Genomic DNA, 14,923 nt, shown 5'->3' with positions numbered 1-14,923 from the left:
CGATGTCTGGCCCCTTCAATTAACTCAGCATAACCACGGACGCCGGACCACAACGACCCAACAGCCGCAAGTGCCCAACCTTACCAACGCCAAGATGTTTCAATTGAAGGGATATTCCTGACTATATGTAGGATTTTTCCACAACTAAGCTTAGCCAATCCTGGCGTGCCCAGAGGGATCAGTCGGTGGTACTCGGGCTCCAGAAGGCCTGTACCACCAGGGTTGACGTGGAGATGCGCGTCACCAGTGCATCCAGCTCATCGCCATCGACCGACGTTGCGGCCAGAGTGGCCTCGATTTCCACTTCTTCACTGCCGAATGGTCGCACGTCGACATCGCTGGCCGGGTAGTTACAGCGTGCCAGCTCGGCTTCCAACAGGACCATCACTGCCTGTTGCTGGCTGCGCCGCGCAATCACGTAAAGGATGTTGGTGACCTCTGCCGATACCACGTCCAGTGGCTGACGGTTGATGTTGTTGACGATCGGTCGCAGCAAGGTATTGGCCGCCAGCACAAACAGCGTGCCCAGCAATGCCTCAAGGATCAGGTCGGCACCGGCACAGGCGCCCACCGCCGCCGAAGCCCACAGGGTGGCCGCCGTATTGAGGCCGCGCACGTTGCCTTCTTCACGCATGATCACACCGGCCCCCAGGAAGCCGATGCCCGACACCACGTAAGCGACTACACGCACAGCGCCTTCCGCACCACCGAGGCGGTTGGCCATGTCGACAAAAATCGCCGCGCCCACCGCCACCAGCACATTGGTACGCAAGCCCGCGGTGCGCTGGCGGTACTGGCGCTCGAAGCCGATCAAACCACCCAGAATAAACGCCGCGCTGAGGCTGACCACGGTATCGATCAGGGAGTTGAGGTTGATGTTGTTGATTGCCTGCATAAAAAAATCTCCATGAATGCAGTGGCAAATTGGAAGCACCGCAGGTCCCTGTGGGAGCTGGCTTGCCTGCGATAGCGGCGCGTCAGCCAATGAATCAGGCGACTGATACACCGTCATCGCGGGCAAGCCCGGCTCCCACAGTTTTTGCGGTGTTGCATAAAACGTATTACTGCCAGCCAAACTTGCGGATGTAGTAGCCCTTCACCGCTTGGATCAGCGCCATGTACGCCAGCGAAATCACTGGCAAAAATACGAAGTACAGCGACGCCAGCGCCTGCAATTTGAAGTAGTGTGCCAGCGGCCCCATGTGCGCCAGGCTGGGCGGTACTTCGCGGCTGACACTGGCGTCAGTCACAGTCTCAAGCATCTCCAGGCGGAGAAAATGGCCCGCCGGCCGTAAAAGGCAGGCGCGTCCGTAGCATCCAGGCGTTACCCCGGTGCTGGTCAGCGTCGATGAGAGGGATTCAGGCAGGCGCCAGGACGGGCCACTGCCGGGATACCGCTTCTCGCTTTGTGAGGCGAGACAACGGCATCTGGAAAATGCGCGTTACCTTGCCAAGTAGATGCCGGTTACCGAAACCGGCCGACGACTGTCACTCGAACAAGTACCCACTGAGGGTCTCCGCTATTAATGAAAACGCGCGAAGCTTACGCCCCGATGGTGGCCGAGTAAACCGTAGGAAGGTGCCCACATGGAGAACACGAAAATTCTTCAGGATGGGTTCAGGAATGCCTTTCTCAACCCCATCTGCCAGCAAATGTGGGAGGGGGCTTGCTCCCGAAGAGGTGTGTCAGCTACGCATTCACTGCCTGACACACTGAATTCGCAGATACGCCCCAGCTATGGGCCAGGTGCTGTGCTTTCATTCATGAGCTTGCCTGCTATCGGCCGGCGCTTGGACACGATCTTCGAGACTGTAATCGCGCACTACCTGAGCAATACGCAGGTGGTAGTCAGCAAAAACCTGCCGACGGCCTGCTGATTGAGCTGCTCGATGTAGCTCAAGGCTGCGCCACTGCTGGATTGCTTCCTCGTCACGCCAGAATGATAGCGACAGCAGTTTTCCAGGTTCACTCAGGCTCTGGAAACGCTCAACTGAAATGAAACCATCGATTTGAGCCAGCAGGGGCTTGAGTTCGGCAGCGAGGTCGAGATAACGCTGGTAGTGCTCCTCGTGCGGCCAGGCTTCAAAAATAACAGCGATCATTGTTGAGTCTCCTCATCACGGCAGAACTGTGGGATACGGCCATTCAGGGAAGGCAAATAACGCCAGCGATAATCACGGGCAGAAGCGTTGGGCTGTCGATGCAAGAATGCCGAAATCACTTCTGAGGCAATAGCCAATGCCAAGGGTTGGCCTGGACATTGATGTCTGCCTGAGCCGAAGCTGAAGGTTCGTCGTCGCGCCCGCTTGAGCAAGAAGCTGTCGGGGTCTGGGTTGGCGCAGGGGTCTCGGTTGGCAGCAGCGAGCAATAATAAAATGGTATCGCCCGCCTCTAAAACGCTGTCGCCAATCTTGCATCGCCTGGCAACAAACCGCCGAGTGTTTTGTACCGGTGAATCGTGGCGCGCGACCTCTGCCACCCACTCAGCGACAAGCGTCGGTGTGGCTTGCATGCCTTCAAACAGCTCAGGCTTACGTTGGAGCGCTATAAGGGTGTTGCCGATCAGCCCGGCGGTGGCTTCGCAGGTCTGTGACAATAGCCCGATCAGATTCGCGATCAATGCATCATCGTCTTCCCAGGCTGAAGCGTCGTAATCGCTATAAAGACGGCCCAACACACCACTACCTTTATCATCGTTACTCAGCAGCGTTTGGAACATTTGGCTCAGCCGTGCCGCCGCGCAATGGGCTTTACCGAGTTGAGCCTCGTCACTTAACGGCGACAGACAGGCAACAAAATCCCGTGTCAGCTGCACGACTTCCTTTAGCTGGCTGGATGTGAAACCTATCAAGGATGCAATGACCGAAACCGGCAACGTGAACATCCACTCATTCGGGTTATCGCCCGAGATATCAAATGTCTCGACGACCTGCGCCACGAGGCCTGCGATGTTTTGCGTGCCCATCGAGGCCAGGATGGGCTCGATAACCCTGCGCGGGCACTGATGTTGCGTCCCCTCGTTCATGCGCATCAAACGACCGAAAACATGGCCTGCGGCGCCTTGCGCAAGGGCAGTTGGAATCGGCTCGTGCAGTGGACGTACAAGGCAGTCGGGATGTTCCAGAATGGCCTCGACAACGCCGGCGCCACTGGCAATCCATACACCAAGATCTGCATCGAACAACAGTTCCCTTTGCTGCCTGAGGCATGAGTAATAAACGTAGGGATCGACATGAGTAGCGGCTTCAAACGGCGTCATTTTGGCAGTCCTTTTCACAAAGAACGGCTACTATCGAGCAATCGTCCCCCCCACAATTCGCTCAGGAACGAAATATGGATTCCCAAAGCAATGACACTGCTATTTCCCGTGTCGCAGGCGCCATCGCGGAGCCCGCGAGGACGAAAATGCTTTGTTCGCTGATGGACGGCCACGCCCGTACCAGCACCGAAATGGCTGTCATTGCCGACGTCAGTGCATCCACGGCGAGCGCGCACTTGGCAAGGCTCAAAGAGGACGGTTTGATAAAACTGCACACGCAGGGCAGGCACCGCTACTTCAGCCTGGCAGACGCGCACGTGGCCCAAGCTATTGAAGCCCTCATGGTGATCAGCCGAAACGCGCAGACCCAGTTCGTTTCGACGGCCCCCAGTCGATTGCAGTTGGCGCGGACCTGTTATGACCACATGGCAGGATCCCTGGCTGTACAACTGCACGACTATTTCATCGACGCCGGCTGGTTGAGCATGCCGGTCGCTGGTGACGGTACTTATCAGCTTAGCGTGGAGGGCGAAAAAGCGATGACGGGGCTCGGTGTCGAGATAGAAACCGTAAGGGCGCAGCGACGTCGTTTCGCTTGCTCATGCCTGGATTGGAGCATGCGCCGCCCTCACCTCGCCGGCGCACTGGGGGCCGCTGTTCTACAAGCCGTTATAAGCCGCAAATGGGTGATCCAGGACCTTGATAGTCGAGCATTGGCCTTGACGCCCAAGGGGCGAAAGGAGCTGTACGGCAGATTTGGAATCACGGTTGAAAGCAAGGAGCTGGAGAAATCAGGCACCGCTCCCACTTAAGACAGGTACAGGCTACGGCGTACTGGGCCGGTCCCGCTCGACCAACGCCAAGTAGCCGTCAATGGTCGACTTGCCGAGAGGCTTGACCTGGATCGACACCCTATTCACCTGGCGCCCCATGGTGATGCCCTCGCGAGTTCGCACCTGTACATACCCAAGCCTGGGCCAAAAATGCTCGGCCCTGGTATTGCCCATCACCACCGTCAGCCGCAGCCATTGGGCACCCTTCGCCGCCGCCCATGCCTCAAGGTCCGAGTGCAAGCGCTGCGCCAGCCCGCTGCCGTGCCAGCGCGAATGCACCAGCAGCAAGCCGATATGCCACACCCCCGCGGCGAGCAAATCTGCGGCGATATTCACCACGGCGACCAGTTGGTCCTGCGTATCGCGGTAGCCCAGCCAGTACATGCGGCTGCACTGCCAGCCAGCGGGTAACTGACCGTGTAATTCTTCCCGTGCTTCGCTCGGGGTAGCCGGCTCGCCATTCACCGCGATGAAGTAATCCGGTGCCTGTTCAAAAAACTGCTGCAGCTCAGCCTCATCGCAGCCAAGCAGTTCAACCACCCGAATGTTTTTGAGGGAGCAGCCAGGCAACACCTGTGGGTCAACGTCCATGTTCAATCTCTTCAATCATCCCGCGTCAGCACTTCCAGCAATTCAATCTCGAAACGCAGGTTGCTGTTTGGCTTGATATGCACGCCCATCGAGCGTTCGCCATAGGCCAGGTGCGCCGGTACGTACAAGGTGCGCAGGCCGCCAACCTGCATGCCCATCAAGCCCTGGTCCCAACCCTTGATCACGCGACCGGTACCGATAACACACTGGAACGGTTTGCCCCGCTCCCAAGACGAATCGAACACCGTGCCATCTTCCAGGGTACCGGTGTATTGGGTGGTGATCAGCGCGCCCTTGACCACGGTTTTGCCGGTGCCCAGGCGGATGTCGGTGACCTGCAGTTTGTCGTTGCTCATGGGGGTCTCATTGAGGGGTGAAAGGCTGGGCTTTTCCCAGATTCGGCTGGGTTTGGCAAGTGTAGGAACAGTCGGAACAATGACATTTCCCTTTAACTTGAAGGACGCTTCCGAGAGAATCCCAACCGCTTGCGCCGTTCGAATCACGTGGCTAGTCTTCGTTGGTCACTGCCAATTAGATAGCCGTCCGCTGTCAGGCTGCCAACAGCCTCGCCACAGAACCAGCGCCGTACCCCAATCTACTGTGGGAGGGGGCTTGCCCCCGATGGCGGTGCATCAGCCCCTGCATCATTGACTGACACCCTGCTATCGGGAGCAAGCCCCCTCCCACATATTGATTTGCGTGCAGCCCCGGTTTCTACAACCAATGCCAGAACCGGCTCCAGAAGCCTCGCCCCAACTCATCCTTGCACCCGGCATATTGCCGCGCATACATCTGCGAACGCGCCTGCACCTTGCTCGCCACCGGTAGCAACCAGGCTTTGCTGGCGTAGGTGCGCTGGCGGTAGCCGCCCCAACCTTCGTGGTAGTTCAGGTATTGACCATAGGCGTCGTATTTGTAGACGCCATTGATGGTGTAAGTCTTGTCCATGTACCAGCCGATAAAATCGATGGCGTCGTCGAAGTCTTCGCGATCAGCGCCGCTGCGGCCGGTGGCTTTGCGGTAGTCGTTCCACACTTCATCCTTGGCTTGGGCGTAGCCCGCAGCGGTGGACACTCGGCCCCAGGGGATGATCCACAACAGGTATTTACGCGGGGTCTTGGCGTCGTAGCGAAAGCCCGACTCCTGATACATGATCGCAAACGGCACCTGGATCGGCACGCCCCAGCGCTTTTGCGTGACCTTGGCGGCGTCGTACCAGTCATCTTTTTCGCGAAAGATGCCGCACAGGTCATTGGGCGTGCGTGGCGGCGAGGTGCCACACGCCGCCAACAGAGAAGTGAGTAATAACAGTCCAACGGCTTTGCCTGCGCTCAAGGGACACCTTTGCGGGATACGGGTAAAAGGCCAGCATTTTACCCGTTCCCACAGGCGGCGTCCTTGCCGCAGACAGTTTTACGCCAAAGGCACGCGACGGGTAGTCAACGCGATACGACCAATAAAGAAGCTCAAAGCCGCGCCCAACAGCAGCATGGCCAAGGTGCTCCATGCAGCGCGGGACAATTGCTTGGCGGCCACTTCACCGGCTTCACGGGCTTTTTGTTCAGCCTGTTTTTTCAGCTCATCGACCTTCTGCATGGCTTGCTGATAAGCCTGGGCATAGTTGTCGACAATCTGGGTGGCTTCTTCTTTGCTCTTGCCGGTACGGGCCGCGACGATGTTGACCAGGGCTTCTTTATCCGCTGCATTCAAGGCTGGCTCGCCGGACGCTTTCACGCGTTCAAACCACTGCTTGAGCTCGTCACCGGCCTGGGCAGGGTTGGTCGCTGCATCGGTGGCCGATTGTTTGCCATCGGCAGCCGCCTGGTCGGCTTTTTGCTCAACGTTGGCCGGGTCCAATTCCGCCTTGCCGCTTTGCTTGAGCAAGGTATCGAGTTGGCCTTGCAGGCTGTTCCAGTCCAGCTCGATCCCCTGCTCGTTCAACTGCTGCTTGATGCTGCTGCCGATCCCCGGCGCTGCGGCCGCAATGCCACTTCCGGCAGCAGACAAGCCTTTACCCACGACGTTGCCGGCGGTGCCGACGACGCTGGAAGCCAAGCCTGCCAACAGCCAGGTGGTCAGCAAGGTGGTCAGGGTCCAGGTCAGCACCCCGTGCAGGCCGCCGCGATCCGGCGCCGTGCGTCCAGCCACAAACGCACCCAACGCAATGGCGACCAAGGTCGAGACAAACAACCAGATACCCGCACCCGTGCCGAAGCCGCTCAACGGGTTACCTGCTTCCATCGGGTCAACGGCGCTGGCGCCGATAGCCGTACCCAACACACTCAACACCAGGTAGGTCACCAGTGCGATTGCACTACCGGCCAATACCGAGCTCCATGACACACGAAATAGCGATCGATTGGTTTCATAGACAGTGGTCATACAAAGGTCCTTTTCAAATTTAGAAGCAAGGCAATGCGCCTTGTTGAGTGTGAGTGTGGCGAAACGACATACGTTCAGTCCTGGCTCATATGCACCAGGCCGGGTGGTGCATTCGCACTCCTCCCAAGGCAAATTCTCTGCACTATCCTGAAGCCGGGATGTCGTACTCGAATGCACTCAAGCCTCGCCCCTTCGGAGACGTTATGACCCACGATGTTCTCGCCAAAGAAACCAATCGCCGCCAGTTGCAGCAGATCATTTCCGGGTTGTCCGACGGTGTGATTCTGGCCGAGGTCGACCAGACCATCCTCTGGGCCAATGACGCTGCCTTGACCATGCACGGGGTCAGCGCCGTCGAGGACCTGGGCGCCAATACCGAGGCCTACGCCGAGCGTTTCGCCTTGCGCTATCGCAATAACCATCCTTTACAGCTGGACAGCTACCCGTTAAGCCGCGTGGCCGCTGGTGAAGAGTTCAGCGATGTGGTGGTGGAAGTCACCCCTGCCGCCGACGAGAGTCGCTACTGGGTGCACCGCTTGCGCAGCCTGATACTGTCCGACGCGCAGGGTGAGCCGGAGTTGCTGGTGCTGATCCTCAGCGACGCCACCGAATGGGCGAGCGCCGAGCAACGCTTTGAAAAAACCTTCAACGCCAACCCCGCACCCGCCGTGATCTGCCGCCTCAGCGACCTGCGCTACATCAAGGTCAACCAGGGTTTTCTGGAGATGACCGGCTACAACCGTGACCAGGTCATCGGCAAATCCGTGTATGAACTGGACGTGCTGGAACAGGCCGAGCGCAAGGACCTGGCGATCCAGCGCCTGGGCGAAGGCGCAACTATTCCGCAGATGCAGGCCGAACTGAGATTGCCCGAAGGTGGCAGCAAACTGGTGATCGTCGCCGGCCAACCGTTGGACATGAACGAGGAAGACTGCATGTTGTTTTCCTTCACTGACCTTGAGCCGCGACGCAAAGCGGAAATTGCCCTGCGCCAGAGTGAAGAGCGCTTCGCCAAATCCTTCCGCCTGACGCCGGTGCCGACCCTGGTGTGCAGCGCCGACAACCGCCAGGTGGTGGATGTCAACGAAGCCTTCATGACCATCACCGGCTACATCAGCGAGGAGTTGATCGGCAAATCCATCGAAGACATCAACTTTATCGACAGCCCCCAGGCCGGCGCGCAGTTGTTCGCCACCCTGGAAAAAGCCGGCAACCTGGACGGCCAGGACCTCAAGGTGCGCAAGAAAGGCAACGAGGTGATCGACTGCGTGGTGTCAGCCGACACGGTGATCATCCAGGACGTGCCCTGCTACCTGATGGTGCTGATGAACATCACCGAACGCAAACGTTCGGAGCTGGAACTGGTGGCGGCCATCGAGGAAGTCATGCAGGACGCGTCCTGGTTCAGCCAGACCCTGATCGAGAAACTGGCCAACGCCAAGAGCGTCAACAGCCCCAACCTGCCGAACGTCTCATTCACCGACCTGACCGCCCGTGAGCGTGATGTGCTGGGCCTGATCTGCGAGGGCCTGGCAGACAAGGAAATCGCCTCGCGCCTGAAACTGGCGCCCAATACCGTACGCAACCACGTGGCCACGGTGTATTCCAAGCTGGGGGTGCACAGCCGCAGCGCGGCCATCGTTTGGGCCCGTGAACGCGGGCTGTTCGCCGGTGAATTGCGCCTTAAAAACAAACCCTGACCCTTGCAAATGCACTAGTCCACCTAGTGCGAATTCGCCTTATGGCGCGCGGGTGCACGCCATAACCTTCAAGGGATCGTATTTATGCCTTGAAGGAATCTGCATGTTTACCCTCTCTCAACTGCGCAACTGCATCGAAGAAGGCCTGTCACCGCTGACGTGCGAATTCACCCTGTGCCGGGATGCGTCCTTGACCCTCAAGGTCTACGACGCAGAAACCGGCCGTGTCGACATGGTGGTTACCGGCATCAGCACCAATCGCCTGCAAACCCCGCAGGAAGTGGCGAAGATGGTGGATGAGTTGCGCTACGAACTGCAAAGCAACAACGTCGGCAAGCTCACGCTGGATGATTTGCCTTCATCGCCGCCCCCATGAAATAGAACACCCCGCCGCCAATGATAAACGCCCCCAGCATATAGAACATGTAGTGGGCCGGCAGGCTGGCCAGCACCAGCCCACAAAGCACCGGCCCCAGCGCGGCACCGAGATTGGACAGGTTCTGCGCCCCGTAATACATGCCCCGCAGGTGGTCCGGGGCGATTCGGTCGATAAACATGTACTCGGCCGGGAACACGATGATTTCCCCTACGGTAAACACCGCCATTGCCAATACCCACCACAACACGCTGGTGGACAGCGCGAAACCGATCAACCCCAGCATGAACATGCTCAAGCCCGCGATCAGCCATTGGCTGAGATAGCGATGCGAAATGCGCCGACCAATCAGGTACTGCAAGGCAATCACCAGCACGGCGTTGGTGGTCAGCACTGCGCTGATCACGGTGTAGGTGTATTCGGCGGTGGTGGTGGTTACCAGGTATTGAGACAGGTAGGCCGTGAACTGGCCGAACACCACCGCACTGAGCAAACCGCCGAGGGTGAAACACACCAGGCGACGATCTTGCAGCAGCACACGGGCGACGGCCAGAAACGGCACCGGTTTTTGCGTGGCATCCACAGTGGCCAAGGTGCGGTCGCCCCACCGCCAATACAGCAGGAAAAAACCGAGCCCCAGCAGTGCCGACAGGATAAACGGCAGGCTGATATCCAGCTTGGCCACCATCGCCCCGAAGGCCGGCCCCACGGCATAACCGATATTGGTGAGGGTGTATTTGATGGAAAACACTTCACTGCGTGCGTCTTCGGGCAGCAGGCTGGCGAAGCCGGCTTTCACCGCAATGTCGATGACCGCGTAGGCCAGGTTGATCAGGATCAGGCAGCCATAGAACGCCCAGATATCCTGCGCCAACAGCGTGCCGATAAACCCCAGTACAAACACCAGGCTCAATGCGAGCAACAGCCGATAGCTGTTGATGCGGTCGACCAGGAAGCCGCCGTATACGCTGAGCAGCGAGCCGACGATCAGCGAACTGCCGATCACCAGGCCAACCTGGGTAATGTCCAGGGCGAAGTGGCTGGTGAGGTAGATCACCAGGTAGGGAAAGGTGATGGCCTTGGCCAACGTCAGCAGCAAGGTGGCGCACAGCAGCAGGTTCACCGTGCGGGGGTAGGTTCTTATTGTGGCAAGCATCCTGCTTCTTTCCTGTGAAGGTAACGCGACCATTGCGGTCGGTTACCTTAACGCATGAACCACGAAACGAGCAGGTGGCCCGGCAGAATTATTTCTTGACCGGCGTAATCTCAAGGATGGTGCCGTTGGTGGTTTTGAGCAGGACGTACTTGTCGCCTACACGCGCCCATTGGCTCTCATCCTCAGGCTGTTTGAGGCCGCGCTTTTTCCAGTCTTTAATCGCTGATTCCTCGCGCATCAACATGTCCGGGGCGCGATCACCTTCTTTCAAATCACGGGCGTTGATGTTTGAAGGTTGCACGGTTTCCTGAGGGGTATCGCCGGCTTGCACTACAGCGCTGGCGGTGGAAAAGCTGGCAGCGACCAGCAGGCAAGCGGCTAAGGTTTTCGACTTCATGGGTGCTCCTTCAATTAATGGTGCGTACCCAGGTTCCGACCGCGGCGGCGCAGAATCATTCAGCCCGCTCAGTTTCCCCTGTGGCCAGCTCGGCCTTGCTTACCCATACAGTCCGGCCAACAATTGTCCCAATCGATCCGCATCCGATCGCGTGCTACACCCCTGCAGCTCCTGTTCCAGCAAGAATAAATACGCTTCAAACTCCCTCCCGATTGCCTCCATGAAATTAATCATGTAATTTTTCATGAAATTATTCGAACTAAATTTCATGAACCAGCAACAAGAACTCGCCACTCTCGCGACCCTGATCCACGACCTGCGCAAGCACAAGAAACTCACCCTGGCGCAATTGGCGCAAAAGATCGAGCGCTCGGTGGGGTTTGTGTCCCAAGTGGAACGCGGGTTGTCGCAACCCACCGTCGCCGACCTGACCGCCATCAGCCACGCCCTCGATGTGCCCACCACCTATTTCTACAGCCTGCCCAAACCCAAGGCGGTGGACTGGGTGACACGCCCCAACGAGCGGCGCACGGTGTATTACGCCAATGGCATCACCGACATCCTGGTGTCGCCGAGCATGAACGGTGCTTTCTCGATGCTCGACAGCTTGTTGGCCCCCGGTGCCAACAGCGGCGAGCAGAGCATGAGCGATCGCGCCGAGCAGGCTGGCTTTGTGCTGGAGGGCGAGCTGACCCTGTGGGTTGAGGGTGAGCCCGATGCAGTCACCCTCTACGAAGGCGACAGTTTCCACTTGGCCAGTTTCGCCCACTGCCGCTACGCCAACCTGACCGACCTGCCCGCCCGCGTCCTGTGGGTTTACAACTAGGAGCTGCACCCGTGAAAAGCCCATCTGCAACGTTGCTGGCCGAAGTACGGACCTTTCGCCAGAACCACCCCGACGTGCGTTATGTCGACCTGATCGCCCTGGACATTCCCGGGCATTTCTACGGCAAGCGCTACCCGGTGGAGATGCTTGAAAAAGTCGCCGCCGGCAGCCCGTTGAAGTTGCCGCAGAACGCGGTATTGCTGGGGGCTCAGGGCGGGTTGTTCAAGATTGGCGACTACTGCTTCAACGACGGTGACCCGGATGCCAATCGCCGCCTGGTGCCGGGCACATTGAAGCCGGTTAGCTGGGAATCGCAGCCCTTGGGGCAAATGCTCATCACCTCGGACGGCACCGCAGCGCCGATCGAGTTCGAGCCCCGCGAAGTATTGACCAAGGTGCTGGAACGCTTGCAGCACAAGGGCATCCACCCGGTGGTTGCGTTTGAGCTGGAGTTCTACCTGTTCGATAAAAAGCTCGACAACGGCCTGCCGCAATTTGCCCGAGACCCGCTCAGTGGTGACGCCGACGACCAGCCCAACCTGCATATCGAGCGGCTCTCGCGCTTCAGCGAAGTGCTCGACGACATGGCGCAAACCGCCCAGGAACAGGGTATCGACATCACCGTGATCACGGCCGAGATTGGTCCCGGCCAGTTCGAGATCAACTTTGGCCACTGCGACGACGGCTTGCGCGCCGCCGACTGGGCCGCACTGTTCTGCCGCAGCACCCGGGGCGTGGCACTCAAGCACGGTTACCGCGCCAGTTTCATGGCCAAGCCCTACCTGCAATTTCCCGGCAGCGGCATGCATGTGCATGTCAGCCTCTACGACGCGGCGGGCAATAACCTGCTTGCCGCTCATCAACAGCAACCGCTGCGCCACGCCGTGGCCGGTTGCCTGGAGCTGCTGCCGCATTGCATGCCGATCTTCGCGCCCAACCACAATGCCTTGCGCCGCCTGGGTGGCACCGTCAACGCCGCCACCCGCGCCAGTTGGGGCTTTGAAGACCGTGACGCGTGCGTGCGCATCCCCGAGTCCGACCCGCGCAACCTGCGGATCGAGCACCGCCTGGCCAGCGCCGACGCCAACCCCTACCTGGTGCTGGCGGCGATCCTGATGGGCCTGGAGCATGGGCTTGAGGCCAAGCGCGAGCCGATCACATCGCTGAACGAAGACCGTAACAGCGGTACCGATTTCCCGGTGGAGATGCTCGACGCCGTGCGCGCCATGCAGCAGCAACCGGTAGTGCGCGACAAGCTGGGCGCGGAATTTGTCGATGTATATTGCGAGAATAAGCGCCAGGATCACTTGGCTTTTCAGCAAGAGATTCATGCGCGGGAATATCGCTGGTTTCTTTAAAATCTACCGAAACTGACTTGCCCAAAACCTGACTTAAATCAAAGAAAGGCTCTAGCACGGGCCTTTCAGACGGATAAATTGTCGAACAATCCTGGCTTTTGCCGTTGAGACCCATTATCATCCGGCGCCTTCTCGCTACCCGCCGGGTAGCTGTTTCAATGTGTCACCCGAGGCGCCCATGTACCGTTTTTCGTTTCACCGCCCTTTGATTGCCATCAGTCTGGGGCTTGTTTCCCATTCCGTCAGCGCTGCCCTGCAACCTATAGCCGAAGCGCCGCTGGCCAACGACACCGAATTGCACTGCCACTTCAACCGCGACGCCAGTACCGACTGCACCACCACTTACCGCTACACGATCCTCAAGCCCAACGGCCGCGAAATGCTTTCGCGCATCGACTTCGATTACTCCGAAGGCGATACCTTTGAGGTGATCAGCGCACAGTCCACCCAGCCTGGCGCCAAGCCGGTCCCCCTGGCGGCCACTCAAATCGACACGCGCAGCGCGCCCAACCCGGACCAGGGCTTCAGCCGCGACAAACAAACCTCCCTGGCCTTCCCCAACTTGCGCGTGGGCACAAAGATCCGCTACACCGTACGCCAGCACTACCCGGCCAAACCGCTGATGACCCAGTTCCATTACGTGCTCAAGTTCGGCCCCGGCGCGGCCCGCCGTGATCGCTTCAAGGCGCGCTTTACCGCCGAACGCCCGATCCAGTGGCGCAGTGAAATGTTCGACGCGTTCAACGTGACCCCTTCGAGCAACGGCAAGACCCTGGACGTGGCGCTTAAAGCCCCGATCTACCTCAACTACATCAATGAATCCTCCGCTGCCGCCCTGCTGCGCATCCCACGCCTGGAAGTCGGTAGCGCCGTGGAACGCCAGGCTTACTTCGGTGATTTCGCCCAGCGTTACAACCAGATTCTCGGCGCCAACCTGCCGGCGCAAGCCTCCGCCGCCGTGGCCGCCGCACGCAGCCTGGCACCGGCCGAGCAAGTGGCTGCGCTGATGCAGCACATCAATGATCACTACCGCTACCTGGGTGACTGGCGGGCCAGCGAGCGTGGTTATGTGCCATTCAGCCTGGCGGAAATCGAGCAGCATGGCTACGGCGACTGCAAGGACCTGGCGACGCTGCTGACGGCCATGCTCAAGGCCAGTGGCATCAAGGCCGAGACCGCGTGGGTGAGCCGTGGCGATGTGGTCGACTCCTTGCTGATTCCGGGTACCCAGGCGCCTAACCACGCCATCGTGCGTGCCGAAGTGAATGACCAGGTGTGGTGGCTTGACCCGACCAATCCGGTCTTCGCCCCGGGCCAGATCATGCCCGACATTCAGGACCGCTGGGTGCTGGTCAACGACGCCCTGGGCCACGTGCGCGAAGAACACATTCCATTGGAACGGCCCGAAGTCTCGATCCGCCTGGACAAACAGGTGCAGTACGGCAAAGAAGGAGATGGCGCGGTGAAAGCTACTATCACCTTCAGCCGCCTGCCGCTGATGCAAATGAGCGTCGCCGACCGCCAGCAAGGCACCACCGCCACCGACCAGAATATCTGCGCCAACTTCGGCAACGACATCAGCGACTGCCAGATCACCCGTGAACCTACCGGCTTTGTGGTGCATGACGGTTATAGCGTCACCGCGCGCATGAATGATCAGCGCGCCCTGGAAAAACTGGCCAATGACTATGTCTACACCGACCCGTCGTTGAAAGACCGGTGGGAGGGCTACATCAACTATCGCCGCCAGGGGCAACAGGCCGACCTTTACCTGGGCAACCCGGAAACCTACGACTACACCTACACCCTGACAGGCGGGAAGATGGAAAAAGCCATCCCCGGCTGCACAGTGCGCTCGCCCTGGTACGACCTGGACCTGGACGGAAAACTGCAGGATGGCTCGCTGCGCTACCACTATCGCCTGAGCCAGAAGAAACGCTGGCTGACCCATGCTGAAGTGGCCAGTGATGCGTTCGGCAAGATGATTGACGAGGCTCGGGCGTGTGCCGAGCAGGTGCATCAGGTAGTAAAGTTCTAGACCGTC

General features: G+C 59.1%; 16 protein-coding genes. 6 read left to right on the top strand and 10 right to left on the bottom strand.

Annotated features, from left to right (window positions below; translation table 11 throughout):
* Window positions 1–178: 178 nt before the first annotated feature.
* The 4 genes from LJX92_RS10160 to LJX92_RS10145 form a co-directional block, all read right to left on the bottom strand.
* Window positions 179–895, bottom strand: a complete 717-nt coding sequence (locus LJX92_RS10160; protein WP_005786976.1) for an MgtC/SapB family protein — start codon at window positions 893–895, stop codon at window positions 179–181.
* A 166-nt stretch (window positions 896–1,061) separates the two neighbouring features.
* The gene (locus LJX92_RS10155; protein WP_228309936.1) at window positions 1,062–1,250 is read right to left on the bottom strand and encodes a hypothetical protein; all 189 of its coding nucleotides are present in this window, start codon (window positions 1,248–1,250) and stop codon (window positions 1,062–1,064) included.
* 508 nt (window positions 1,251–1,758) lie between these two features.
* Entirely contained in the window at window positions 1,759–2,103 is a 345-nt protein-coding gene (locus LJX92_RS10150; RefSeq protein ID WP_032876723.1) for an antibiotic biosynthesis monooxygenase family protein, read from the bottom strand.
* The gene (locus tag LJX92_RS10145; RefSeq protein WP_228309691.1) at window positions 2,100–3,260 is read right to left on the bottom strand and encodes a cytochrome P450; all 1,161 of its coding nucleotides are present in this window, start codon (window positions 3,258–3,260) and stop codon (window positions 2,100–2,102) included. The genes LJX92_RS10150 and LJX92_RS10145 overlap by 4 nt, the downstream gene beginning before the upstream one ends.
* A 74-nt stretch (window positions 3,261–3,334) precedes the next feature.
* Here LJX92_RS10145 and LJX92_RS10140 point away from each other — a divergent pair, with 74 nt between their 5' ends.
* Window positions 3,335–4,072, top strand: a complete 738-nt coding sequence (locus LJX92_RS10140) for an ArsR/SmtB family transcription factor (protein WP_223018801.1) — start codon at window positions 3,335–3,337, stop codon at window positions 4,070–4,072.
* A gap of 12 nt (window positions 4,073–4,084) precedes the next feature.
* Here LJX92_RS10140 and LJX92_RS10135 read toward each other — a convergent pair whose 3' ends face one another.
* The 4 genes from LJX92_RS10135 to LJX92_RS10120 form a co-directional block, all read right to left on the bottom strand.
* Window positions 4,085–4,684, bottom strand: a complete 600-nt coding sequence (locus tag LJX92_RS10135; protein WP_223018802.1) for a GNAT family N-acetyltransferase — start codon at window positions 4,682–4,684, stop codon at window positions 4,085–4,087.
* Between the two features lie 11 nt (window positions 4,685–4,695).
* Window positions 4,696–5,040 (bottom strand): FKBP-type peptidyl-prolyl cis-trans isomerase, encoded by a 345-nt coding sequence (locus LJX92_RS10130; protein WP_223018803.1) that lies wholly within the window; start codon window positions 5,038–5,040, stop codon window positions 4,696–4,698.
* Window positions 5,041–5,398: 358 nt separating this feature from the next.
* Window positions 5,399–6,019 (bottom strand): lipoprotein, encoded by a 621-nt coding sequence (locus tag LJX92_RS10125; RefSeq protein ID WP_032876738.1) that lies wholly within the window; start codon window positions 6,017–6,019, stop codon window positions 5,399–5,401.
* A 78-nt stretch (window positions 6,020–6,097) separates the two neighbouring features.
* Complete coding sequence (locus tag LJX92_RS10120) at window positions 6,098–7,066, bottom strand: hypothetical protein (RefSeq protein ID WP_032876740.1); 969 nt, start codon at window positions 7,064–7,066, stop codon at window positions 6,098–6,100.
* Between the two features lie 203 nt (window positions 7,067–7,269).
* On the opposite strand from LJX92_RS10120, the gene LJX92_RS10115 reads away from it, so the two are divergent.
* Both LJX92_RS10115 and LJX92_RS10110 read left to right on the top strand, forming a co-directional pair.
* Window positions 7,270–8,766 carry a PAS domain S-box protein gene (locus tag LJX92_RS10115; protein ID WP_078820868.1) on the top strand — a complete coding sequence of 499 codons (1,497 nt, stop codon included), beginning with the start codon at window positions 7,270–7,272 and terminating at the stop codon, window positions 8,764–8,766.
* Window positions 8,767–8,869: 103 nt separating this feature from the next.
* Window positions 8,870–9,142 carry a DUF1652 domain-containing protein gene (locus tag LJX92_RS10110; protein WP_228309690.1) on the top strand — a complete coding sequence of 91 codons (273 nt, stop codon included), beginning with the start codon at window positions 8,870–8,872 and terminating at the stop codon, window positions 9,140–9,142.
* Here LJX92_RS10110 and LJX92_RS10105 read toward each other — a convergent pair.
* A complete protein-coding gene (locus LJX92_RS10105) occupies window positions 9,105–10,298 on the bottom strand; it encodes an MFS transporter (protein WP_032876744.1) in 1,194 nt (397 codons plus the stop codon). The genes LJX92_RS10110 and LJX92_RS10105 overlap by 38 nt on opposite strands.
* An 88-nt stretch (window positions 10,299–10,386) precedes the next feature.
* Complete coding sequence (locus LJX92_RS10100) at window positions 10,387–10,695, bottom strand: RcnB family protein (protein ID WP_005786954.1); 309 nt, start codon at window positions 10,693–10,695, stop codon at window positions 10,387–10,389.
* Between the two features lie 268 nt (window positions 10,696–10,963).
* On the opposite strand from LJX92_RS10100, the gene LJX92_RS10095 reads away from it, so the two are divergent.
* The 3 genes from LJX92_RS10095 (at window position 10,964) to LJX92_RS10085 (ending at window position 14,917) form a co-directional block, all read left to right on the top strand.
* A complete protein-coding gene (locus tag LJX92_RS10095; protein ID WP_216091035.1) occupies window positions 10,964–11,521 on the top strand; it encodes a helix-turn-helix domain-containing protein in 558 nt (185 codons plus the stop codon).
* A gap of 11 nt (window positions 11,522–11,532) precedes the next feature.
* Window positions 11,533–12,879 carry a glutamine synthetase family protein gene (locus LJX92_RS10090; RefSeq protein WP_103735347.1) on the top strand — a complete coding sequence of 449 codons (1,347 nt, stop codon included), beginning with the start codon at window positions 11,533–11,535 and terminating at the stop codon, window positions 12,877–12,879.
* Window positions 12,880–13,057: 178 nt separating this feature from the next.
* A complete protein-coding gene (locus LJX92_RS10085) occupies window positions 13,058–14,917 on the top strand; it encodes a DUF3857 domain-containing transglutaminase family protein (protein ID WP_223018804.1) in 1,860 nt (619 codons plus the stop codon).
* Window positions 14,918–14,923: the final 6 nt, after the last annotated feature.

This window comes from Pseudomonas sp. HN8-3, assembly GCF_020790195.1.
GTDB lineage: Bacteria > Pseudomonadota > Gammaproteobacteria > Pseudomonadales > Pseudomonadaceae > Aquipseudomonas > Aquipseudomonas synxantha_A.
The sequence above is the reverse complement of the archived record's forward strand: the minus strand, read 5'-3'. Positions and strand labels throughout refer to the sequence as shown.

Excerpts from the sequence above, each read along its gene's own strand:
- LJX92_RS10160 (WP_005786976.1), bottom strand. The coding sequence starts at position 895 with ATGCAGGCAATCAACAACATCAACCTCAACTCCCTGATCGATACCGTG.
- LJX92_RS10150 (WP_032876723.1), bottom strand. The coding sequence starts at position 2,103 with ATGATCGCTGTTATTTTTGAAGCCTGGCCGCACGAGGAGCACTACCAG.
- LJX92_RS10145 (WP_228309691.1), bottom strand. The coding sequence starts at position 3,260 with ATGACGCCGTTTGAAGCCGCTACTCATGTCGATCCCTACGTTTATTAC.
- LJX92_RS10140 (WP_223018801.1), top strand. The coding sequence starts at position 3,335 with ATGGATTCCCAAAGCAATGACACTGCTATTTCCCGTGTCGCAGGCGCC.
- LJX92_RS10135 (WP_223018802.1), bottom strand. The coding sequence starts at position 4,684 with ATGGACGTTGACCCACAGGTGTTGCCTGGCTGCTCCCTCAAAAACATT.
- LJX92_RS10130 (WP_223018803.1), bottom strand. The coding sequence starts at position 5,040 with ATGAGCAACGACAAACTGCAGGTCACCGACATCCGCCTGGGCACCGGC.
- LJX92_RS10120 (WP_032876740.1), bottom strand. The coding sequence starts at position 7,066 with ATGACCACTGTCTATGAAACCAATCGATCGCTATTTCGTGTGTCATGG.
- LJX92_RS10115 (WP_078820868.1), top strand. The coding sequence starts at position 7,270 with ATGACCCACGATGTTCTCGCCAAAGAAACCAATCGCCGCCAGTTGCAG.
- LJX92_RS10110 (WP_228309690.1), top strand. The coding sequence starts at position 8,870 with ATGTTTACCCTCTCTCAACTGCGCAACTGCATCGAAGAAGGCCTGTCA.
- LJX92_RS10105 (WP_032876744.1), bottom strand. The coding sequence starts at position 10,298 with ATGCTTGCCACAATAAGAACCTACCCCCGCACGGTGAACCTGCTGCTG.
- LJX92_RS10100 (WP_005786954.1), bottom strand. The coding sequence starts at position 10,695 with ATGAAGTCGAAAACCTTAGCCGCTTGCCTGCTGGTCGCTGCCAGCTTT.
- LJX92_RS10095 (WP_216091035.1), top strand. The coding sequence starts at position 10,964 with ATGAACCAGCAACAAGAACTCGCCACTCTCGCGACCCTGATCCACGAC.
- LJX92_RS10085 (WP_223018804.1), top strand. The coding sequence starts at position 13,058 with ATGTACCGTTTTTCGTTTCACCGCCCTTTGATTGCCATCAGTCTGGGG.